This window comes from Arthrobacter castelli DSM 16402 (genome assembly GCF_000430705.1).
In the GTDB taxonomy this organism is placed as follows: Bacteria; Actinomycetota; Actinomycetes; order Actinomycetales; family Micrococcaceae; genus Arthrobacter_C; species Arthrobacter_C castelli.
On record NZ_AUMN01000005.1, the window covers coordinates 1 to 21,995 of the forward strand.

The 21,995-nt window shown below is 63.9% G+C and carries 22 protein-coding genes, 1 pseudogene and 1 riboswitch; of the genes and pseudogenes, 17 read left to right on the forward strand and 6 right to left on the reverse strand.

The genetic code is table 11. The annotated features are described in order from the left end of the window. A pseudogene (locus H535_RS29330) lies at positions 1-270 on the forward strand (hypothetical protein); the annotation flags it as partial. Positions 271-311: 41 nt separating this feature from the next. Here the strand turns inward: H535_RS29330 and H535_RS0107140 are convergent. Next, positions 312-785, reverse strand: coding sequence for a 2'-5' RNA ligase family protein (locus H535_RS0107140; RefSeq protein ID WP_026819001.1), 474 nt, complete (start codon positions 783-785; stop codon positions 312-314). A 304-nt stretch (positions 786-1,089) separates the two neighbouring features. Here H535_RS0107140 and H535_RS0107145 point away from each other — a divergent pair, with 304 nt between their 5' ends. From H535_RS0107145 to H535_RS0107185, 9 genes are all read left to right on the forward strand, one after another. Beyond that, the gene (locus H535_RS0107145) at positions 1,090-1,662 is read left to right on the forward strand and encodes a helix-turn-helix domain-containing protein (RefSeq protein ID WP_026819002.1); all 573 of its coding nucleotides are present in this window, start codon (positions 1,090-1,092) and stop codon (positions 1,660-1,662) included. Between the two features lie 85 nt (positions 1,663-1,747). Beyond that, a complete protein-coding gene (gene speB, locus H535_RS24050; RefSeq protein ID WP_051298737.1) occupies positions 1,748-2,785 on the forward strand; it encodes an agmatinase in 1,038 nt (345 codons plus the stop codon). After that, on the forward strand, positions 2,782-4,461 hold the full coding sequence (locus tag H535_RS0107155; RefSeq protein ID WP_051298739.1) for a thiamine pyrophosphate-binding protein: 1,680 nt from the start codon (positions 2,782-2,784) through the stop codon (positions 4,459-4,461). Before speB ends, H535_RS0107155 begins: the two co-directional genes overlap by 4 nt. Before the next feature lie 588 nt (positions 4,462-5,049). Further along, on the forward strand, positions 5,050-5,559 hold the full coding sequence (locus H535_RS0107160) for a hypothetical protein (protein ID WP_026819004.1): 510 nt from the start codon (positions 5,050-5,052) through the stop codon (positions 5,557-5,559). After that, positions 5,552-5,818, forward strand: coding sequence for a hypothetical protein (locus tag H535_RS0107165; protein ID WP_026819005.1), 267 nt, complete (start codon positions 5,552-5,554; stop codon positions 5,816-5,818). Before H535_RS0107160 ends, H535_RS0107165 begins: the two co-directional genes overlap by 8 nt. 198 nt (positions 5,819-6,016) lie before the next feature. Then, a complete protein-coding gene (locus H535_RS0107170; RefSeq protein WP_162144859.1) occupies positions 6,017-6,994 on the forward strand; it encodes an NAD-dependent epimerase/dehydratase family protein in 978 nt (325 codons plus the stop codon). 89 nt (positions 6,995-7,083) lie between these two features. Next, the gene (locus tag H535_RS0107175) at positions 7,084-7,311 is read left to right on the forward strand and encodes a hypothetical protein (RefSeq protein ID WP_026819007.1); all 228 of its coding nucleotides are present in this window, start codon (positions 7,084-7,086) and stop codon (positions 7,309-7,311) included. Between the two features lie 41 nt (positions 7,312-7,352). Beyond that, positions 7,353-8,021 (forward strand): alpha/beta fold hydrolase, encoded by a 669-nt coding sequence (locus tag H535_RS0107180; protein ID WP_026819008.1) that lies wholly within the window; start codon positions 7,353-7,355, stop codon positions 8,019-8,021. A 41-nt stretch (positions 8,022-8,062) separates the two neighbouring features. Then, positions 8,063-9,442: an FAD-dependent oxidoreductase gene (locus H535_RS0107185; RefSeq protein WP_026819009.1), complete on the forward strand. Its 1,380-nt coding sequence runs from the start codon at positions 8,063-8,065 to the stop codon at positions 9,440-9,442. 35 nt (positions 9,443-9,477) lie between these two features. Here the strand turns inward: H535_RS0107185 and H535_RS0107190 are convergent, their stop codons facing one another. Further along, positions 9,478-10,149, reverse strand: a complete 672-nt coding sequence (locus tag H535_RS0107190) for an AIM24 family protein (protein ID WP_026819010.1) — start codon at positions 10,147-10,149, stop codon at positions 9,478-9,480. A 193-nt stretch (positions 10,150-10,342) separates the two neighbouring features. Here H535_RS0107190 and H535_RS27675 point away from each other — a divergent pair, with 193 nt between their 5' ends. Then, complete coding sequence (locus tag H535_RS27675) at positions 10,343-11,140, forward strand: DUF4190 domain-containing protein (RefSeq protein ID WP_051298741.1); 798 nt, start codon at positions 10,343-10,345, stop codon at positions 11,138-11,140. Between the two features lie 61 nt (positions 11,141-11,201). Here the strand turns inward: H535_RS27675 and H535_RS0107200 are convergent, their stop codons facing one another. From H535_RS0107200 to H535_RS0107215, 4 genes are all read right to left on the reverse strand, one after another. Beyond that, positions 11,202-11,612, reverse strand: a complete 411-nt coding sequence (locus H535_RS0107200; RefSeq protein ID WP_026819011.1) for a very short patch repair endonuclease — start codon at positions 11,610-11,612, stop codon at positions 11,202-11,204. Between the two features lie 56 nt (positions 11,613-11,668). Continuing rightward, positions 11,669-12,103: a type II toxin-antitoxin system VapC family toxin gene (locus tag H535_RS0107205; RefSeq protein WP_035768707.1), complete on the reverse strand. Its 435-nt coding sequence runs from the start codon at positions 12,101-12,103 to the stop codon at positions 11,669-11,671. Continuing rightward, on the reverse strand, positions 12,100-12,348 hold the full coding sequence (locus H535_RS0107210) for a type II toxin-antitoxin system Phd/YefM family antitoxin (RefSeq protein ID WP_026819013.1): 249 nt from the start codon (positions 12,346-12,348) through the stop codon (positions 12,100-12,102). Before H535_RS0107210 ends, H535_RS0107205 begins: the two co-directional genes overlap by 4 nt. A 69-nt stretch (positions 12,349-12,417) precedes the next feature. Then, positions 12,418-13,413 carry an MsnO8 family LLM class oxidoreductase gene (locus tag H535_RS0107215; RefSeq protein WP_026819014.1) on the reverse strand — a complete coding sequence of 332 codons (996 nt, stop codon included), beginning with the start codon at positions 13,411-13,413 and terminating at the stop codon, positions 12,418-12,420. Positions 13,414-13,578: 165 nt separating this feature from the next. Then, positions 13,579-13,707: riboswitch (SAM riboswitch) on the forward strand. Positions 13,708-14,023: 316 nt separating this feature from the next. Between H535_RS0107215 and H535_RS0107220 the strand changes: the two genes are divergently transcribed. Genes H535_RS0107220 through H535_RS0107245 form a run of 6 tightly spaced genes read left to right on the forward strand, consistent with a single transcriptional unit; the run spans position 14,024 to position 21,945 of the window. Beyond that, on the forward strand, positions 14,024-15,667 hold the full coding sequence (locus tag H535_RS0107220) for an ABC transporter substrate-binding protein (RefSeq protein WP_051298743.1): 1,644 nt from the start codon (positions 14,024-14,026) through the stop codon (positions 15,665-15,667). Then, positions 15,664-16,671, forward strand: a complete 1,008-nt coding sequence (locus H535_RS0107225) for an ABC transporter permease (RefSeq protein ID WP_245580212.1) — start codon at positions 15,664-15,666, stop codon at positions 16,669-16,671. The genes H535_RS0107220 and H535_RS0107225 overlap by 4 nt, the downstream gene beginning before the upstream one ends. Beyond that, the gene (locus tag H535_RS0107230; protein WP_026819017.1) at positions 16,668-17,570 is read left to right on the forward strand and encodes an ABC transporter permease; all 903 of its coding nucleotides are present in this window, start codon (positions 16,668-16,670) and stop codon (positions 17,568-17,570) included. Before H535_RS0107225 ends, H535_RS0107230 begins: the two co-directional genes overlap by 4 nt. Positions 17,571-17,573: 3 nt before the next feature. Beyond that, a complete protein-coding gene (locus H535_RS0107235) occupies positions 17,574-19,313 on the forward strand; it encodes a dipeptide ABC transporter ATP-binding protein (protein WP_026819018.1) in 1,740 nt (579 codons plus the stop codon). Next, the gene (locus tag H535_RS0107240; RefSeq protein WP_026819019.1) at positions 19,310-20,698 is read left to right on the forward strand and encodes an LLM class flavin-dependent oxidoreductase; all 1,389 of its coding nucleotides are present in this window, start codon (positions 19,310-19,312) and stop codon (positions 20,696-20,698) included. Before H535_RS0107235 ends, H535_RS0107240 begins: the two co-directional genes overlap by 4 nt. Next, the gene (locus tag H535_RS0107245) at positions 20,695-21,945 is read left to right on the forward strand and encodes an acyl-CoA dehydrogenase family protein (protein ID WP_051298745.1); all 1,251 of its coding nucleotides are present in this window, start codon (positions 20,695-20,697) and stop codon (positions 21,943-21,945) included. The genes H535_RS0107240 and H535_RS0107245 overlap by 4 nt, the downstream gene beginning before the upstream one ends. The last annotated feature ends 50 nt before the right edge of the window (positions 21,946-21,995 follow it).

Consider the following 21,995-nt stretch of genomic DNA (forward strand, 5'->3'; position numbering starts at 1 on the left):
CAAACCACCACCACCGGCGGGACGAAGCTGGATGTCGGTGCGATGAATACCGAAACGGCCACCAGCCACCGGTATACCGAAACCGGTGACTATAACGTGTCGCTGGTGACGTATTTCGCCGGCGATTATTCGGTCGACGGTGGCCCTTGGCGGCCGGTTGCGGGCGAGGCGGCGGTGCCCTCAGACCCGCACTTGATGAGTATCTGGACCTCCGAGACATCCCTCTACGCCGACAACTGCATCGAAAACCCCAACGGCGCCGGCTGTTGACCGATATGCGCCTCGCCACACGGTGAGTCCCGGCCGAGCTGTTACTCCACGCTCCACAGTTCCGGAATCCGGCGGATAGTCGCGTCTCCGTCCGGGCGCATTTCCACCAAGCCGACCTGGGTCAGCTCGATGACATCCCCGGGATGGACCCTCCGGCCATTGGTAACCGTTACGTGCGGGCGGAAATTCTCCATTGACTGGCGAGAACTGGTGACCGAAGCGTCGCTGGCGGTGAGCCGGCGGACCATCGACTCATGACAGCTTTGCAATCTTGGGTCATGCTCCACCAAGGAGACCTGCACACTGCGGCGCCGCCCAAACATCTCGTCAGGACCAATCCGGACGGCAGTGCCGAGCAGGTCGCGGGCGGGATCAGCCATCAGTTCGGCGATCGACGCTGGGGGCAGTTCGGACGTGAAGTGGACGAGGGTGATGTGCAGCGGCCATTCGCCGCGACCAAACACCAGCCCTCGTTCGACCCGGTCGACGAATGCAACACTTACGTACGTGGCCATGCCCCGAGTATGGCACCCAACCGCCGAGGTAGCGCCCTGCCCGTCAGGTAGCCCGTTGCAAGGGGCTACCTGACGGCCAAGCGGCTACCTCGCGGCCAAGGGGCTACCTCGGCAAGCTGTTTTCCGACGACGTCGAACGGAGACGTCGCGACAATCGTTATGCACCCGTGCCCGGCGGAGAGGCGAATTGCGTGCCGCGCAACATTGGTTTTCCAGTAGGCTCTTGTGACGTGGCTAACAATTCGCGGACCCTTCGTCGGAATCACCGGGCCCGCCGGAGCGCGTCGGATGTAGTAGGAGCGGTATGAAAGCACTTCCGGTTGAACCGAGCTATTCGCAGGTGGCGATTGGCTCCCGGATCCGGGCTGCCCGGCAGGCGCAGCGGATGACTATCGAGCAGGTGGCGGACTCGAGCGGACTTACCAAGGGGTTCCTCAGTCGCATTGAGCGGGACCTGACATCACCGTCGGTGGCTTCGCTGGTCACATTGTGCGAGGTGCTGTCCGTTTCGATTGGCGAGTTGTTCACGGCCCCGGAGACAAATCTGGTGCGGCTCGACAGTGCACCGCGGATCAGCCTGGGCGGCGAGGGGATCGACGAGCACCTGCTCACTGTCCGGTCCGAGCGCCGCGTCCAGATGATCCGTGCCGTGATTTCCCCGCGGGGCAAGGGGGAGTCGGAGTTGTACAGCGTGGACTGCGAGGTGGATGTGCTCCACGTGGCTCAAGGAAGGCTGACGCTGATCATGACGCACGAAGCGTATGACCTCGGCCCGGGGGACACCATGACCTTCCCGGGACACGAACCGCACAGCTGGTCCAACGATACCGACGAGGAGACTGTCGTGATCTGGACCCTGGTGAACGCCCAGCGGTGACAACCGGAAAACATTTGATGCGTTTGAGAAAACCCTCACGTACCATGGCGGATACGCACCGCCGCATCTTCAAGGAAGAGGATTTATGACTGAAGCACGTATTACGGCAGCCAACGGCAACGTCGGGCCCATCGATTCCTCCCGGGTTCCGCGCTATTCCGGTGCCGCCACTTTCGCCCGACTGCCCCTGCTGGACGAGGTCGGCGCGGCGGACGTCACCGTCGTCGGAATCCCGTTCGATACAGGGGTATCGTTCCGTCCCGGCGCCCGCTTCGGGCCCAACCATGTCCGTGAAGCGTCCCGCCTGCTCCGCCCGTACAACCCGGCCCTCGAGGTCTCTCCGTTCGAGAATGTGCAAGTGGCCGACGCCGGCGATATCGCAGTCAACCCGTTCAACATCGAGGAAGCTTTGGACACCGCCAAGGCATCCGCACTGGAATTGACGTCCGACGGCGGCAAGTTGGTCACCATCGGCGGCGACCACACCCTGGCGCTCCCATTGCTGCGTGCAGCGGCCGAGCGTCACGGACCAGTGGCGCTGCTGCACTTCGACGCGCACCTGGACACCTGGGACACCTACTTCGGCGCCGAATACACCCACGGCACCCCGTTCCGCAGGGCGTTCGAAGAAGGCATCATCGACACCGAGGCGCTGTGCCACGTGGGAACCCGCGGGCCCTTGTACGGGGTGAAGGATCTTGAGGATGACCGGCGCTTCGGCTTCGGAATCGTCACCTCGGCCGACATCTTCCGTCTCGGGGTGGACGAGGTGGTCGACAAGCTGCGGGAGCGGATCGGTGACCGGCCGCTGTACATCTCGGTCGACATCGACGTGCTGGATCCGGCGCACGCCCCCGGCACCGGGACTCCGGAAGCGGGAGGGATGACCAGCCGGGAACTGCTGGAGATCCTGCGCGGGCTCCGTGGCCTGAACCTGATCGGTGCCGACGTCGTCGAAGTTTCCCCTGCCTACGATCACGCTGACATCACCGGCGTTGCGGCCTCCCACGTGACCTACGATTTGGTGTCCTTGATGGCTCTGGGCACCTCGACTCAGGCGGAGGGGAACGACGACGGCAGGGTGGATATTGCCACCGTCCGGCAGCAGGATGCGATCGGATGAGCGAAGCGTCCGTATCGCAATCCGCTGTCGAAGAACCCGCCGTGACGGCCGCCGGTAAACGCAACGGCGGGGACCTCGTCGTCGAAACCCTCACCGCGCTGGGCGCTGACACCGTCTTCGGAATACCGGGCCAGCACGCCCTGGGGCTGTTTGACGCCATGGGCCGCGGCAGCCTGCACTTCGTATCCTCACGGGTGGAGAACAACTCGGCCTTCGCCGCGGACGGTTACGCCAGAGCCACCGGCCGGCCCGGCGTCGTCTTCTTGTCCACAGGTCCCGGAGCCTTGACGTCGTTGTCCGGGCTGCAGGAGGCCTACGCCACCGCCGTTCCGATGGTCGTGATCTCGTCGCAGATCCCATCGGAAGGCCTCGGGGCCCGGCGCAAGGGAATGCTGCACCAGCTCGATGACCAGCAGGCGTCGGCGGCGAACGTGTCCAAGACCCAACGACTCGTCCAGCACGCCTCGGCGATCCCGTCGGCCATTGCGGGCGCGTGGTCCGAAGCGCTCACCGCCCCGATGGGACCGGTGTGGGTGGAGGTACCCCAGGACATCCTGCTGGCCGGCCACCAGATTCCGCCGGTCCGCGACGTCGGCGCGGCGCCCTCACCGTTGCCTGCCCGGGCCGAATTGATCGAAGCCGCCGCGGACCAGCTCTCCGCAGCGAAACGGCCGGCCATCATCGCAGGTGGGGGAGTACGCCGCGGGCAGGGCGAACAAGCTTTACTTCAGGTGGCCGAAAAGCTGCGGGCGCCGGTGCTCTCGTCCAACGGCGGCAACGGTTCCTTCCCGCGCGACCATGAACTGTCGCTGCAGAGCTGGGTGGAGGACCGCTATGCCACCGCGGTGATGGAGGACGCCGACGTGCTGCTGGTCATCGGTACGTCGCTGGGCGAAGTCACCTCCAACTACTTCACGCTGACTCCGCGGGGGACGATGGTCCAGATCGACGCCGAGTGGCGGGTGCTGGAATCCAACCACCCAGCGCTCGGGATCCACGCCGACGCCGGTCTGGCCCTGGAAGCGCTCGCCGACGCGGTGCCTGCGACTCAGGCGAGGTCCTGGCACGGTACCTCCGTCGAGGACATGGTGGCTCAGACCCTGGCGAAGATCACCGCCCGGCTCGATCAGCAGGAGCTGACCATGGAACGGAAGTTCATGGCCGACCTGCGTGAAGCCACGCCGGAAACCATGCAGACTTTCTGGGACATGACTATCGCCGGGTACTGGGGCTGGTCCTGTTGGGATCCCAAGTCCGGCCAGTTCCACTCCGCCCAAGGTGCCGGGGGGATCGGTTACGGTTTCCCCGCAGCCATTGGCGGCGCCGTCGGACATGGCCAGCGGGTGCTGGCCGTCTCCGGGGACGGTTCGGCAATGTATTCCATTGCCGAGCTGGCCACTGCCAGGCAACACAAGGCCCCGGTCACCTGGCTGATCGTCGACGACGGCGGGTACGGCATCCTGCGTGAGTACATGGAAGGGGCCTTCGGACAGGCCACCGCCACCGAACTCGCCCGCCCCGATTACGTGGCGCTCGCTGAGTCGTTTGGTGTTCCGGCTCGGAAGGTCGGCCCGGACGGCATCGGGCCAGCGCTCGAGGATTCCTATGCGGCCGACGGGCCGAACGTCGTCGTCGTTGAAGCCCGGTTGCAGCTGTTCGAACCAACACACCTGTAGTTCGTCCAGGCGGGACAACGACGGTACGGAGCGCCCAAACCGGTCGATTCGCCCGTTTTGTCCTGCCTGGCCAAGCACTGACCCGGTCTGAATCCAAGTGACACCGGATGTTCTTTAGTGGCTCTTCCCTGGAACGCCGTAGCGTACGGATATGGCAAGCGTTCGAATCGAAACCGGACAGTCCCCCAGCAGGAAGCCGCGAAATATGCAAGGGTTCTTCAAAATCCGGTGAGTTCGATATCGAACTGTGGGCGCGTTCCTAGGCGTGTTGAGACGGCGGTGAGACTCGAGTGGAGTGGGACAAGAACAGAAAGGGTTGTGCTGCCTGCGTTGGCCGGTGGTTTGACTGACGCAATACGGAATTTTCTTCTGCAGATTCTGCCTACTCGTGGTTTCGTTCGTGACGCTTCATTGAGGGGAATGCGCGTAGTGTTGCAGTCACGATGTCACCCGTCAATGTTGTTACTGTGGATAACTAGAATTTGGGCGAATTCTATTTCGAAGCATTGACCCGCGGTTTCTTTAGTTCTAGATTCAGGATTCATGAAAGGAACACAAATACGGAAAACCACGGAACGCCGGATATCCATGACGCACAGGATCGGGGCGCTAATAGCCGGTCTGGCATTAGTTGCCACCTCCATGCTGACGACGGCAGGGATTGCCACTGCTGCTCCGTCCGGGGGGATTGCGGCCGCCTCCAACTGCAATGGCTACAACTACGAGGGGCCTTTCGTCCAGCAGGGTCTTGGCTATAGCAGCAAGGCCGTCGTGATGCTCGACTCCTGTGTCGCCAATGAAGTCGAATCCATACTGCAGACCGGGGGCACGGCAGGAGAAGTCGTCGCCGGCATCACTACAAAATTTCCTAGCTTGGTCGTGGGCAGCGCGATCTTCGGGTATATGTCCGGTGCTGCAGGTAACGCCATAGAGACCTGTGCGAATCAAGCCAACGGGAGAGGTATCATTTTCGATGTGGTGGTTGCATCAACTGGTGCGGTGTTCATTTCCAACTGTCGAGCGCAGACACCGGCCGTAACTCCGCCCAACTGTCCACCCGGTAAAGTGTGCCCGTTCACGGCGAAGGAAAATGCGTAAACATCTACCTAGGATAGCCGCGTGGGCGACCGCCATCAGTGCGGTCGTCTTCGCGGCGTTCGCCGTTTTTGCGGTGATTTCCTTCTTCCAGTATCAGCAGGCTGAAACCTTCGAGATGCAACGCGAAATCCTCGGACGAAGGTCCGACCTGACACTGACCCTGGGAGTGATTCTTCCTGTTCTTCTGGGAAGCTACTACACGTGGCGTTACACGCGTCCAAGAACAAGTGATCGCAGCCACGGGCACAACCAGGCGTGAATGACCGCAAAATCGCCAATGTGGCCACTGTTAGGCAGCACAACGTCCCCGTCGACTTGGCTGATCGTCGTCGAGGCGTGTACCGGATCCTGCGCGAGTACATAGAAGACGCCTATAATCCCGGGTGAGGCTGTTCGAGCCGACGCACTTGTAACGAGGGGTGGCACACTCCCGGCGGCCGGGCGAATAATGGCCGTCATGAGGGTCTTGGTCTTGGGTGGCACGTCGTTTATCGGGCGCCGTGTCGTGGAACGTCTGCATGAGCGCGGTGACCAGCTGCTGGTGGTGCACCGGGGACACCATGAACCGCAACCGTGGGTACCTGTGGAACACCTGCGGACCGACCGTCATGCGCTGGCCGATCATGCAAACACTATCCACGCGTTCAGCGCGGATGCCGTCATCGATACGTGCGCGCTGACCGAAGGCGACGTGGCTGCCGTCGTCGGCGTGCTGCCGGATGTGCCCACCGTGGTGTTGTCCAGCCAGGACGTATACCAAGCTTACACGGGGATGAATACCAACCAGTGCGAGTCGGCGGTGCCGATCACAGAGGACTCCGAGCTGCGGCGCGATCGCTATCCGCATCGTGGATCCGGTGTCGAAGGCATCCCGGACGACTACGAGAAGCTCGACGTCGAACGTCTCTGGTTGGAGCGTGGCGCCGTGGTGTTGCGGCTGCCCACGGTTTACGGCCAGCATGACTGGCAACGCCGCGAGGATGCGGTGCTCCGCCGGATTCGTGCCGGGCGGGAGCAGATGCCGATGGGTGCCGGAAACCTGCTCTGGACCCGGGCACACGTTGAAGACGTTGCCACGGGTGTGCTGGCAGCGCTCGATGTGCGCGCCGCGGACGGGACGGCCGTGAATCTGGGTGAGTTGCAGACCGTGCCGATCCGCCAGTGGCTGGCACAGATTGTCCGTGCCGCCGGGGCGGAGCTGGAATTCGTCACGGTTCCCGAATCCGCCCTCCACGACGAACTTGTCATCACCTCCGCGCCGGCTCAGCACCTGCTGGTGTCCATGCGGCGGGCCGAGGAACTGCTGGGGTGGGATCCTGGAAGTCCGGAGCGACGCGTCGCCGAATCCGTTCAGTGGCATCTGGCCCACCCACCCGAACTGCCATGGACGGCCATGGACACCGCAGCGGATGAGGCCGCGCTCGCCCGCGCCTGATTCGGCCCGCCCCTGATTCGGCCCGCGTTCGAACCGGGACCGGTGCACCGATCTGGGCAGGGCGCGGTGGCCGGTGTATGGTCCCGGGTATGGCAACCGTTCGTATCGAACTGGACAGTGACAAGCAGGAAGCACGCCGCATATTCGAGGCTTTCCAGAAAGGCCGCGACCATCGTCCGACATTGGACGCCGCGATAGAGGAAGCGTGGCGGCAAGGACGGACACCGACCGGAAAGGCGCGGTTTGTGGGGTTGTCCGAGGCCGAACCAGTGCGGCTGATGGTCGACGTCGACGTCGTATCCGATACCATCCATTGAACTGTCGCTGGTCGAGCATCGGGGACCGAGGAGGCACCGCAATGAGCACGTTCGTACTGATTCATGGAGGTGGATCGACCGCGTGGGACTGGCACCTCGTCGCCCCGTTGCTGGAGCGGAAGGGCCACCGCGCTGTGGCGGTCGACTTGCCCATCGAGGACGCGGAAGCCGGACTTGAGGACTACGTCCAGGCGATGACCGATGCCGTGGACAATCAGGTTCCAGGGGACGGACGGAAGGACGTCATCGTCGTCGGCCACTCGCTGGGAGGTTTCACGGCGCCATTGGCATGCGAGGCGCTGCACGCCGACGGTCTTGTTTACCTCGCCGGCATGATCCCGTGGCCGGGCGAGGCCTTCATGGACTGGTGGACGAACACTTGCCACGACCGGGAAGACGTCGACAGTGGCTCCGATGCCGCGTTCTTCAACTGGGTTCCCGGCGACCTCGCCGATGAAGCGCGGTCCAGGGAACGCGACCAGCAAGGCGAGTGGATGTCACGCCCCTGGCCGGCGGACCGGCATCCCGACGTGCCGACCGCCGCCATCCTGTGCCGCGATGATCAGTTTTTCCCGCCGTCGTTCATGAGGCGGCAGATCAGCGAGCGGTTGGGGATCGAACCGGTGGAGGTCGACGGCGGGCATTACGCCAGCCTCAGCAACCCCGAGTCAGTGGCGGAGGCGCTGGATGACGTTGCCTGCACCTCATAACCCCTGAGTACCGTAGGAACGCGAGCAGAAAGGCGGTCGCCATGAACGAACACGTGGACGTGCTGGTTATCGGTTGGGGCAAAGGCGGAAAGACCCTGGCAGCGGCCATGGCCAAGTCGGGACAACGCGTGGCTATGGTGGAGCAATCGGACCAGATGTACGGGGGCACGTGCATCAATATCGGATGCGTGCCGACAAAGGCCTTGGTCCACGATGCCGACACCCGCCGGGACAGCGACGACCCCGAAACCTGGTTCCAGAATGCCGTGTCCCGGCGCGACACCCTGACCGGAGCGATGCGGCGGAAGAACTTCTCCATGCTGGATTCGCTCGACGCGGCGCTGGCCATTACCGGACGCGCACGTTTCACCGGTCCACGCGAAGTTGAAGTCGCGGCCGGTGCTGACCGGATGCGGATAACCGCCGATACCGTGGTGCTCAACACCGGCGCCGTCCCGGCTTCTCCGCAGCTTGACGGGTCCCGTGTCGAGACCGGTAAGGGACGGGTCCACGATTCCACGTCCTTGCAGCATGCCGGCGAGCTGCCCGGGCACCTGGCAGTGGTGGGCGGAGGATATGTGGGCCTGGAGTTCGCCTCGATGTTCGCGCATTTCGGCTCGGAAGTCACAGTCCTTGACCACGGAGATCGTCCGCTGCGTCGGGAGGACCGGGACGTTGCCGATGTCGCGGTCCGCGCCTTGGAGCAGGACGGCGTTCGCTTTGTGACGGCCGCGTCGGTTACCGGAATAGAAGATTCTGACCAGGCGGCGGTGGTTTCGTATACGCAGGGAGGCGGCGCGCACACCGTGGAAGCCGATGCGGTGCTGGTCGCCCTCGGCCGGCGCCCGGCAACGGAGGGGCTGAACCTGGACGCCGCCGGTATCAGGGTCGACGACGGCGGGTACGTCGCCGTCGATGAACAGCTGCGGACCAGTGCCGAGGGCGTTTTCGCCGTCGGTGATGTCAAGGGAGGGCCTCAGTTCACCTACATCTCCCTTGACGACCACCGCATTGTGACTGACCAGCTCCTCGGCCAGGGGCAACGGTCCACCGCAGACCGGACGGCCGTGCCGTACACGATATTCCTGACCCCGCCCTTAGCCAGAGTGGGCCTGACCGAGGAACAGGCCAGAAGCGCCGGCTACGACGTGCTCGTGGCCGGCAAGGAAGTGCCGGATATTGCTGCCATGCCGCGGCCCAAAATCGTGGGCGAAGCCAGAGGAATCGTCAAGGTGGTGGTGGACGCAGCCACTGACCAGGTGCTTGGCGCTGCGCTGATGCACGTTGATTCCCAGGAGGTCATCAACCTCCTGGCCATGGCGATGCGCCACGGGATCACGGCCAGTGAGCTCCGCGATGCTGTCTATACACACCCGTCATCGACCGAGGCCTTGAACGAAGTCCTCGGATCGTTGTCCTGACGAACGCTTCGTTCAGCGGTTTCCCCGCCGGGACTTCACCGGCTCTGGGCCGGAACCGGCATGCCTTCACTGGGTTGCACCACGACGAAGCCCGGCCCGTGGAACGCCAGTTGGAACGCCTCCCCGGAACCGCCACGGAGCATAGACCGCATGTTCATCGAATTGTGCACCTGCGGCGTCAGATTGCCTGACCAGCACACTGCCGCCTGGGCATCGACGAAGGTGGGTTGTTGGCTGCAATCGAGGATCAGCGGTTCACCCTCACAGCAGATGCCCACCATGCCTTGACCTTCCAGCAGCATGTTGAAGACGCCGCCGCTGACCGCCCCGGCCCCCTGCACCCGGCGGATATCCCAGTTGATGCTGGCATCCATGGCCAGCAGGTTTTTGCTGGCGACGGACACGGAGTCACCTTCGAGCTGCATCAGGAAGATGTTGTTGGCCTGGCGGGCAAAGAAGACCTCTCCCTGGCCGGAGACCCGCATCATCGGTGCATCCTCGCTGGTCAGCATCTTCTTCATGAGCTTTCCGATGCTGCCCGAGCCCTCGTGATTGAACTCGATCTGCCCCTGGAATGCCACCATCGCTCCCTTGGTGGCGATCATGTCCTCGCCGAGCACGGTCCGCAACATCTTCGGGGATTGCAGGGCCCACCGTTCATTGGTCTGCGTTTCCTGGTTTTGGTCGCTGAACAGGGCGCTGCGCATGATGTACTCCTTGGATCGGTGGTGATGTTCCATAGTCTGGCACGGCCGAGGGGCGTCCGCGCCGACATCAGGCGAATCCGCGGAAAATCATCCGGAAGGCGTAGCCGGTGTCTCTTCTACAATCGGTAGGATTAAGAGGGAAGCAGTCCCGCCGGCACCACCGGCTCATACGGCAATTGCCCGAAGGAATGTCATGTCGAACCAATATCCCGGCCAGCAACCACCCGACGGCGGGGACGGGAGACCTTCCTCCGGCGGCCAATACGGCTATGGCCAGCAGAATCCCTATGGCCAGTCCGGCGCGGGCGAGCAGGACCCCTATACCCAGTATGGCCAGCACCAGCAGAACCCCTTCGCCCAGCAGAATCCATACGCTCAACCGGCCAATCCCTACCAGCAGCCCGGTCCCTACGGTTACCCCCAGAGTCCCTACCGCGGTCCCCAGCCGTCGAAGGGGATGGCGATTACGTCGCTGGTCTTCGGCATCGTTGCCGTGGTGTTGTGCCTGATCCCGTTCGTCGGATTCATCAGCATCGTTGGCGGTCTCGTAGCGGTCGTCCTCGGCATCATCGCCCTGGTCAAGAAGAAGCCGGGGCGCGGGATGTCCATCGCCGGGATCATCATGGGTGCGGTCGGGGCGGTCATCGCCGTCATCATCACGATTGTGAGCATCTGGGCGATCAATGCCGGGATGGAGTCGATGTCGGAACCGCGCCAAGTGGAGTACATCGTAACGACCAACGGGCCGGCAGAGGTGCAATATTTCGACGGCGACGGGACGGCCACCGAGCAGATCACCGGCGACTGGACCCAGCAGATCAACTTCACCGGCCCGCCCTTGAGCACCGTGACAGTTGTCCCGGCAGACTCAGCTGACGGTTCCGCTCAAGTCAGTTGCGAAATCATTGTCAATGGCGAGTCCGTGGCCGAGCAACAAGCCGGCGGTTCCGGCGCCATGGCGGCGTGCACCGGATTGGCCGGAGGCCTTTAGCAGCTTTTCCGGGGCTCCGGGTGGAGGCGGCTGACGACGCCGGCTCGTTGTACGTGGCCGGTCAGTTGCGCAGGAAGCGGGTAACCCTCTCCAGCAACGCATCCTGGTCCTTCAGCTCGCACTCCCAGATCACCAGTGGATCCCACCCCGACCCGAGCAACTGTTCCAACTGGCCGGCGTCGCGCTCGAGTGTGCGGGTGCGCTTCGCGGCCCAGAATTCGGCGTTCTGCGCCGGCGCCTTTTCACCTGCCTTGCAGGAGTGGGAATGCCAGAAGCAGCCGTGCACAAAGATCACCTTGCGGCGCCCGGCGAACACCAGGTCCGGTTTTCCGGGCAAGTGTTTGTCGTGCAGCCTGTACCGGTACCCCGCGCCGTGAAGCAGCCGTCGGACCGTCATCTCCGGCTTGGTATTCTTCCCACGGATTCTGGACATGTTCCAGCTGCGTCGCTGCGGGCTGAGTGAATCGGCCATCACACTCATCTTATTGAGATGCAGCACAGGGCGCCCAGGACCGGTCCGGGGGCGGATTATTGGATAGACGGCGTGCTGTCCTGCCAGGGGTCGAGTGCGGAAACTCCGGTTCCCGCGACATCGGAGACATTCCTCGTTACCAGGACAAGCCTGTGGTGCAGTGCTGTAGCAGCCAGCATCGTGTCGATGACCGGACGCGGCCGTTCTGCCGATAGCCCTCCCCAAACTTTCGCCACGGCAGAGTCTATTGCCAACACATGTTCCTGATATGCGGTTTCCAACTCTGAAAGCCAGCTTTGCAGCCCGGGTGCGCGAGGATCCGATCCCAGCTTGGCGATACCCTTGTTGAGTTCACCAAGTGTCAACACCGAGATGAAGGCCGGTTGCCCTGAAACAGTCCGCAAGAATTCCAGCACGTGCTCATTCGGCCGGGGTTTCCGAGTCTCGGATAAGACATTCGTATCAAGCAGGTACCCGGTTGTCGTGGTCACAATTCGACTTCCCGACCGGTGTCTTTAGTGCGCTCAACATCAAGCTCGATGGTGGCTGCGGGTTGCAGTAAGAAATCGACGAGCCCGGGTGCAATCGCCATCCGCCATTGGTGGTAGTCGGTATAGCTCATGATCACCCCGTAGTCCTTGCCATGCTTGGTAACGATCTGGGGCCCTTCGGCGGCCGCCGTTTCCAAGACTTCGCTGAACCGAGCCTTCGCTGTTTGAAGTTGCCACGTTGCCATATGCTAAGCCCTATCTGACTAGTACAGAGTATATTCTGGTCTGAACGCTTGGACAAGATGTTCCTGGCGTTATCCCTCCAGGATCTTGATGATCCTGGCGTCAGATTCCAGCTGCGCCCCGACGTCGTACGCCCCTCCGGTCACCAGCAGTTCGTTGGCGCCTGTGGACACAACGAGGTCGTCCAGTCGCCGGTGCACTTCGCCTTCGGTGCCGTAGATGGCCATCTCCAGGTTCTGTTCAACGAATCTCTGTTCCCGATCCGTGGTCTGTCCAGTGTCCAATTCGGTGGCTGGCTGCAGCGCCGTGAACTCGCCCCGGGTGCGGGACAGTGCCAATGCCCATGCCTCCGGCAACAGCAGGTCACGGGCTGCGGCGGCAGAGGAGCCGACGGCGATGTTGGCCGATACGATGATGTGCGGTTCGGCGTACCACCTCGAGGGCCGGAACATCCGGCGGTACCGGGTAAGGGGCTGTTCCCCGCCTTCAGGTGCGCGGAACAGCCCCGGCCCGCCGAAGACGACGGCCAGTCCGGCGCGTGCTGCGATGTCGACGCCGGCTCCGGTTGCCAGCACGAACACGGGAGTTTGTGCGCGGTTCGCCGGCCGGGCGGTGATCGCGGAGGTGCCCGACAGATAGTCCAGCAAGCTTCCCAGGTCTTCTTCGAATCTGGCGGCGTCTTCCCTGTCGGCGCCAAGCGCCCGCCGCACTCCGGAGGTGAAGCCGAGCGAACGGCCCAGTCCCGCATCGATCCGTCCGCCGAAGAGCGCTTCCAGCGTGGCGAGCTGTTCGGACACCACGAGCGGCTGATGGTTGGGCAGCATGATGCCGCCGGAACCGATGCGAATGGACTCGGTGGCAGCAGCGAGGGCTGCCATCAGTACGGTCGGAGCCGATCCGGTAATGCCCGGAACTCCGTGGTGTTCGGCCACCCAGAAGCGACGGTAGCCCAGCCGCTCGGCACGTTGTGCGCGTTCGACCGTGCTCTGCAACGCTGCGGCTTCAGTCCAGCCGGCCCGGGCATTGGCCCGGTCGAGGATGGAGACCGGAATCTTCGTAAGCGCCATATTATGTACAACCGATCAGCGCGACAGGAATTCCATTGGAAGATTGCTAAAAGCGGTGGCTCGGGGAAGCAGGAATAGCCCCGAATGCAATGCAGGAAAAAAGATTACGAATGATTAATGCCATTGCTGGTTTCGACGCGGCGGACCTGCATATACTCAGAACAGCTTCAAGAGATGTGGCCTTCCAAGCTCCGACTTGGCCATGCACCAACCCCATGCTTCACGGGTGGTTCGGATGATGAAGCGGCCTGTACTCGCCGCGTTGGCGGCACCTGGTGCAGGCAAGAGCACACCGAAAGGAATCGGTGCACCGCACCGTATTGTCATGAATTCCTGTCCCAGCTGATCCCGCTTAGCATTTCATTCACCCCTTGCCCTTAACCGGCTGACAGGGCATCTTTTTCGCGCCGTCTGTTTCCCGCCGTTGAACGGCTAATCAGTCAGCCTTCGTCGCGCAGATTGTCTGATCTTGCCGTTATCTCCGGCCGCCGGTGGCCGTTTCGTCACCGGTACTAATGAACCGATCCGCGCCCTCCGGGCACTTGTAGTGGCCTACTCACCCGGCGCCTGAATGGCAGGCGCACTCACGATAGAAAGAACCTACCGACCGATGAAAAAACCAATTGCCCACGTAGTGGGAAGTGCGATGATAGCCGTCGTCGTGCTGGCTGTGACGGGATGCTCCGGGGCCGCCGAGGCCCGGGACCCGGCACAAGACGGCGGCGGTCAGTTTGTGTTTGCGACTGGCAAGAACATCACGTGCCTTGACCCTCACGTCGGTGGCGACATGCCTCAGGCGTCCCTTGCCGCCAACTACCTGGACTCAATCGTTTCGATGGACAAGGACGGCGAAATCCACCCCTGGCTCGCCACCTCCTGGGAGGTCTCCGACGACGGACTCCGGTACACCTTCCATCTGCGCGACGACGTCACGTTCACGGATGGAACACCCTTCAATGCCGCAGCGGTGAAGGCGAACCTGGAGCACATGGTCGATCCGGACACGCATTCCGGTACGGCTGGCGGCTACCTGGAGCCGTACGTCAAAACCACGGTGGTGGATGAGACGACGGCGGTGGTGACCCTTGATCGGCCGTACGCCGCGTTCCTCGAGGTCCTCGCCCAGCCGTTCCTTGGCATCCAGTCTCCGAAGGCGCTGAAGCGGTCGCAGGCGGAGAACTGCGCGTCACCGGTTGGCACGGGTCCGTTCAAGGTGGTGGATTACGTGCCGCAGAGCAAGGTCAAACTGGTTCGTAACGAGGACTACAACAGTGCGCCGCCCTTCGCCGAGCACGAGGGGCCAGCGCATATCGCCGAGCTGGTGTGGCGGATTATCCCCGAGGACGCCACCCGCTACGGCATGCTGCGGGCGGGCCAGGTGGACGCCATCGACCGGATGCCGGCGGTCAATTTCGCCGAGGCCAGAGCCGATGACCGGGTGTCCCTGATCCTGCAGGACCGGCCCGGCAATCCGACCAACCTGACCTTTAACATCACCCGGCCGCCGTTCGACGACATCCGGGTCCGCAAGGCGTTCCTCTACGGCTCCTACGTGAAGGCCGGCATCGAGAGCGTGTACTTCGGCACGGTCACCCACGCCGGTGGGCCCCTGAGTTCGGCCACGCGTTTCTACTCGCCACGATTCGAAGACGTTTACGCTCCGGACCAGGAGAAGGCGAACCGGTTGCTGGACGAGGCGGGCTGGACCGGCCGCGACGACGAAGGCTACCGGACCAAGGACGGCAAGCGGCTTTCCGTGGTGCTGCCTTACGATCCAGGTTCCTGGCCGTCGGCGTTCACGGCACTGATGACCCAGCTGCAGGCCAGCGCGAAGCAGATCGGCATCGAGATGGTGATCCAGAACCTGGACACGGCGACCGTGACCAAGCGGACGAATACCTTCCAGTACGACCTCCGCGCGGGGTACTGGAACACCAACACCGCCGATGTGCTGCGGATCATTCTGGGCTCCGAATATTTGCCTTCCAACGGATTCGGCTCCAATAGGGCCGGGCTCAGCGATCCGGAACTGGACCGCATCCTGAACGATGCGCTGGCCACGAATGACCCCGATGAGCGGCGTCGGCTCTACCTCGAGGCCCAGCAGATCGTCAGCGATGGAGCGTACCAGTTGACGCTGTTCAACCAGGCCAGCCAGATCGGCGTGAGGACGGACCGGGTCAGCGGCGTCCGGCTGGAGCCATCGCTGTCGGTTCCCTATCTCTATGACGCAAAGGTGGTGGCTGCATCATGAGTACGACGTCGACAAGCACCGGCCCGGCCGTCCACACCGAGCTGCCCCGCACCACAGCCTCGAGGGGATCGCTTCCGCTGGTGATCGCCAAGCGGACACTGGGCTCGCTGTTCGTATTGTGGGCAGCGGTTACGGTGGCATTCTTCGTGTTGCGCCTCGTCCCCGGAGATCCGGTCAAGGTGATTCTGGGGCCGAATGCCAGTTCGCCCTCGCCGGCCACGATCGCCAGCATCCGCGAGGATTTCGGGCTCGACCAGCCGCTGGTACTGCAGTACCTGGACTATCTGGCCGGCCTGCTGCAGGGCGACTTCGGCACCTCCTATGTGTACAAGGTGCCGGTGCTGGAGATACTGGGACCGCAGATCCTTCCCACCCTGCAACTGGCCGCACTGGCCATGGTGTTCGCCTGGGCGATGGCCCTGGCTTTCACCCTGCTGACTGTCGGACGGAGCCGGGTCCTCGAATCGGTGGGCCGGGGCGTGGAAGTGCTCTTCGCCTCTGTGCCGCAGTTCTGGGCGGGCATCGTGCTGCTGGTGATCTTCGCCGTCGTACTTGGCTGGTTCCCGGTGGCCGGAAATGGCGGCTTCGCGGCGCTGGTGCTGCCCTCGCTGGCGCTGGCCATTCCGCTGGCCGGCTTCATCGCCCAGGTCACGCGCACCTCCTTTGAGGAAGCACTCGTCCAGCCCTTCGTGCTTTCAGCACGGGCCCGCGGACTCAGCGACTGGTCGGTCCGGATCCGGCACGTGCTCCGGCACGCGCTGCTGCCCGGTCTGACGCTGTCGGCCTGGGCGATCGGCTCGCTGGTCAGCGCCGCCGTCGTCGTGGAAGTTATTTTCGCCCGGCAGGGCCTGGGCCGCAGCCTGGTCGACGCCATTACCAGCCGCGATCTGCCGATCACGCTGGCGGTGGTGCTGATGATCGCCGCCGTCTACATCATTGTGAACCTGATCGTCGACGTGCTGTACCGCGTGGTCGATCCCCGGGTCCAGGAGGAGCAAGCATGAGTATTGCAGTTCAAGACCCGGAGGTAACACAGCCGTCCGGGCCGCAACAGGGCCGGAACCGCCGTCTGCGGTCGAGCGAACTTACCCGTTTTGCCCTCGATATCCCACTTGGCATCTGGACGGCCGGTGCCGTGCTGGTGTTCCTGTTGCTGGCGGCTGCCGCGCCGCAATTGTTCATGACGCACGATCCGTACGCGATCGATCCGTCGGCGGCGTTCACGGCCCCGGGGGCAGAGCACCTGTTCGGGACGGACCAGAACGGCAGGGATGTCTTTTCCCGGGTGGTGGCCGGCGCGGGCCAATCGCTGCTGATCGGCTTTACTGCGACGGCGATCGGGCTCACCCTCGGCGGATTGCTGGGCATCACCGCCGGCGTGATGGGCCGGTTCGTGGACACGGCGATCAGCCGTGCGGTGGAGATCCTGTTTGCGTTTCCCGGCCTGCTGCTCGCCTTGATCGTGATCGCGATCTCCGGCACCGGCGTCGTCACCTCGGCAGTCGCCGTCGGCATTGGAACCGCGCCGGGGTATGCGCGGATGCTGCGAACCCAGACGCTCCAGGTCGTCGCCGCCCCGTATGTGGAAACCGCGCATGCGCTCGGACGCTCGCCTGCCTACACGCTGTGGCACACCGTGATTCCCAACGTCGTCCGGCCGCTGCTGGTGCTGGCCACCCTCGGCGTCGGGCAGGCCGTGGTCTGGGCATCGTCGCTGAGCTTCCTTGGCCTCGGCGCGCAACCACCGGCAGCCGAATGGGGCGCAATGCTCGCCGACGGACGCAGCTACATCCAAATCGCCTGGTGGATTGCGGTCTTTCCCGGCATCTTCATCACCCTTGCCGCGCTGACCACGACCGTCGTCGGCCGCTATGCACAGCGCAGGCTGGAAGGACAGGAGTAAGTCATGAGTACAACACCAGTAAAGTCCGACGCCGGAACCTCCTTGCGTCCTGCGGGGCTCCTCGAGGTGCGGGACCTGAATATCAGCTTCCGCAGCGGCCGGAGCAGCCGTGCGGTGGTCGAAGACGTGTCGCTGGCGTTGGCTCCGGGTGAATGCCTGGCGCTGGTGGGCGAATCGGGCTCGGGAAAGTCTGTCACGGCGCGGGCATTGCTGGGCCTTAACGCAGCAAACGCCGTCGTTACCGCGGGGAAACTGGATGTCCTCGGAACCGAGGTGGCGGCGGCTTCGGAGCGGACTCTGGGGTCCCTCCGCGGCAAGGAGATTGGCTACATCCTGCAGGACGCGCTGGTCTCACTGGATCCACTGCGCACTATCGGACAGGAAATCGACGAGGCGCTGCGGGCCCATGGCGTCCGTTCCGCGGTTGAGCGATCCGCCAGGACCGAGGCGGCGCTGCTGGAGGCTGGAGTTGATGATCCGCAGCTGCGGCGGCGGCAACTCTCCGGTGAACTCTCCGGCGGACTGCGGCAGCGGGCCTTGATCGCCCAGGCCACGGTGTTGAACCCGTCGCTGGTGATTGCTGACGAGCCGACGACGGCGCTTGATGCGACCGTGCAGGCACAGATCCTGAAGCTGCTGCAGTCGTTCAAGGACAAGGGCCGCGGATTGATCATCATCTCGCATGACCTGTCGGTGGTTGCCGAGCTGGCGGACGAAGTGGCCGTGATGAAGTCCGGACGCATTGTTGAATCGGGCCGGACGTCTGAAGTGCTGACGAACCCGCGGCATGCGTACACCCAGGCGTTGCTGGATGCGGTTCCCTCAGCCGCGAAGGAGCGGCGCCGGGACGTGGCAGCAGCATCAGGGGCGGGCAGTAGTGCACCAGGGGCGGACAGCATGGAGCCGGCCAAAACCGGGCGGCCCAGCGACCTCGACCCCAACGCTCCGGCGCTGCAGGCCACCGGATTGTCCAAGAGGTACCCACAGCCCGGAGGCGCCAGCCGACAGGTGGTTCGCGATGTCTCGTTCACTGTGGAACGCGGCCGCACGCTGGGAATCGTCGGCGAATCCGGCTCGGGAAAATCCACCACCGCGCGGATCGCCCTCGGATTGAGCAGGGCCGACGGCGGCACGGTGACCCTCGGCGGGCTGCAGTGGTCCGGCATTCCCGAGAAGGAGCGGCGCCGGCACCGGCCGGATATCCAGCTGGTGAACCAGGATCCGCTCAGTTCCTTCGACCCCCGCTTTACCGTCGAACGCGTACTGTGCGATGCCCTCCACGCGGGAGGCATCGGCACCCGCCGCGACCGAACTGAGCGGGCAGCTGCGTTGCTGGAGCAGGTGGGCTTGGCCCGCGACGTCCTTCGGCGCAGGCCGCTCACCCTCTCCGGCGGGCAGCGGCAGCGGGTGGCGATCGCCCGGGCACTGGCCACCGAACCGCAGGTGCTGCTGCTCGACGAACCGGTTTCGGCCCTCGACGTGTCCATCCAGGCACAGGTGCTGGACCTGCTTGAAGACCTGCAGCGTCGCCTTGGGTTGAGTTACCTCTTCATCAGCCACGACCTGGGCGTGATCCAACAGGTCAGCGACGAGGTGCTGGTGCTCAAAGACGGACAGACCGTTGAGTACGGCACCGCCGGCGACATTTTCACCCATCCGCAGCACGAATACACACAACAGCTGCTGGCCGCCGTGCCGACACTGCCGCAGCGCGAGAACAAGCCAACAGGAGGGCAAGCGTGAGCAAGGAGATCCACTTCAACGGGTTCGAAATGAACACCGTCAGCCACATCAACCATGGATTGTGGGTGCACCCGGAAAACCGGCGGCACCACTACACCGACCTGGAATACTGGACGGAAACAGCCCAGCTGCTCGAGCGCGGCTTGTTCGACGCGATCTTCCTGGCCGACGTCGTCGGAACGTACAACGTCTACCGCGGCAGCCGGGATCCCGCCGTCGAACGGGGTGTGCAGGTGCCCAATAATGATCCGTACCTGGTGGTCCCGGCGATGGCGGCGGCCACGGAGCACCTCGGTTTCGCCGTCACATATTCCACCACCTACGAGCCGCCGTTCGGCAATGCGCGCCGGCTGTCCACGCTGGATCATCTGACCAAGGGCCGGCTGGCGTGGAATGTGGTCACCGGTTACCTGCCCGACGCCGCCCGCAACTTTGGCCTGCCGGCGCATGTGAAGCACGACGACCGTTACGATCTGGCCGAGGAATTCCTCGATGTCTCGTACAAACTGTGGGAAGGGTCCTGGGAGGACGACGCGGTGATCCGGGACCGCGGCCGTGGCGTCTACACCGATCCGGCCAAGGTCCACGAGATCGGCCATGAGGGCAAGTACTTCACGGTCGATGGACCGCACCTGTCCGAGCCGAGTCCACAGCGCACCCCCGTGATCTACCAGGCGGGTACCTCCGAGCGGGGCAAGGCATTCGCCGCCCGGCACGCGGAGGCGGTCTTTGTCGGCGGGCGCAGCGTGCAGCGGGTGGCGGCCAGCGTCGCGGACCTGCGCGCCCGGGCCGAGGCGGCTGGGCGCGGCCGGGACGCGATCAAGGCGCTCGCATCGGTCAACATCGTCCTCGGTGAGACCGAGGCAGAGGTGAAACGCAAGGTCGCCGAAGTAGTGCGGCTGCGTGACGTCGAGGGACATCTGGTGCACTTCGGTGGCGGTTCCGGAATCGACATCGCCTCGCTGGAGACCGACGAATACCTCAAATACGTGGGCCGCGACCATGGCCAGACCGCGGAGGCCGAATTCTCCACCGGGCCGAACCGCAAGCGTGCCCACGAGGTGATCGACTCCATGGCAGACCCCCGCAACGACGAATTCTTCATCGCCGGCACCGCCGAACAGGTGGCTGACCGGATCGAGGAGATCGTCGAGACGGCAGACCTGGACGGGTTCAACATCGTCCAGTTCCTCTCGCCCGGAACCTTCACCGACGTCGTCGAACAACTGGTGCCGGAACTGCAGAAGCGCGGCCGGTACCGGAAGGAATACCGCGAATCCACCCTGCGCGAGCGGCTATTCCCTGGAGCGAGTCCGCTACTGCCGCCGACCCACCGCGGCGCGGCCTATCGTGGCGCGTTCAACCAGGTGGGGGTGACGGCATGACGACGACAGCGAGCATAGAAGCGGAAACAGCTCCACCGACTGACGCGGAACTGGCCGCCAAGTATCGCCCGGTCTTTGAACGGATCGCAGCAGGAGCAGTCGAGCGCGAGCGGCACCGGATTCTGCCGTCCGAGCAGATCCGCTGGCTTGGCGATGCCGGTTTCGGAGCGATCCGGATTCCCCGCGAGCTCGGCGGAGACGGCGCGACGCTGCCGCAGTTCTTCACGCTGTTGATCGAACTCGCGGCCGCGGATTCCAATCTCCCGCAGGCCCTGCGATCGCACTTTGCCTTCGTGGAGGACCGGCTGTACTCAGGCGGCAGTACACACAGCACACACGGCACCCCCAGCACTGACTGGCTGCGCCGGATTGGCAAGGGCCAGCTGGTCGGAAACGCCTGGAGCGAGACGGGGCCGGCGAAGGTTGGTGAGGTTGGTACGCGGATTGAGCCGGACGAAGAGGGCTGGCGTATCACCGGTACGAAGTACTACACCACCGGCAGCCTGTTCGCCGACTGGATCCTCACGGGAGCACGCGATTCCGAAGGCGTGGATGTCAATGCCTTGGTCGATACTTCCGCCCCTGGCGTGGACATCCGCGACGATTGGGACGGCTTCGGCCAACGGCTGACGGCCAGCGGAACCACCATCTACGATAACGTCCCGGTCCCTGCTGAGAACGTGCTGTTCAGCGAGGACCGCGCTCCGTATCTGACCGGGATCTTCCAGCTGATCCACAACGCGACGCTCGCCGGAATCTGCAAGGCCATCGTGACGGAGACCGCCGCGCATGTCCGCGACCGCACCCGGGTCTACAGCCACGGCAACGGCGAAAGATCCAGCGCCGATGTGCAGATACAGCAGGTGGTCGGGGAACTGTCCGCCAATGCGTTCGCGACGTCGGCGGCGACGCTGGAGGTTGCCCGGCTGGCTCAGACTGCCTTCGACCAGCGCCATACGGCCACCCCGGAGTCGCAACAAGCGGCAATTACCGCCGTCGAACTTGGTTCCAGCCAAACCCAGGTTGTGGCGGGGGAGTTGACGCAGCGTTCCGGGTCGCGGCTCTTTGACGCCCTCGGCGCCTCCGCGACCAAGGCGCCGGCACAGCTGGACCGGTTCTGGCGCAATGCCCGCACGTTGAGTTCGCACAATCCGGCGATCTATAAGGCACGGATTCTGGGGGACTGGGAGGTCAACGGTAATCTGCCCGAATTCGTCTGGCGGGCAGGCGAGGCCAAAGGGATCTGACGGAGCGGTGACAACCAAGCGGATGGTCATCGACCACGTGAGAAGGCAGC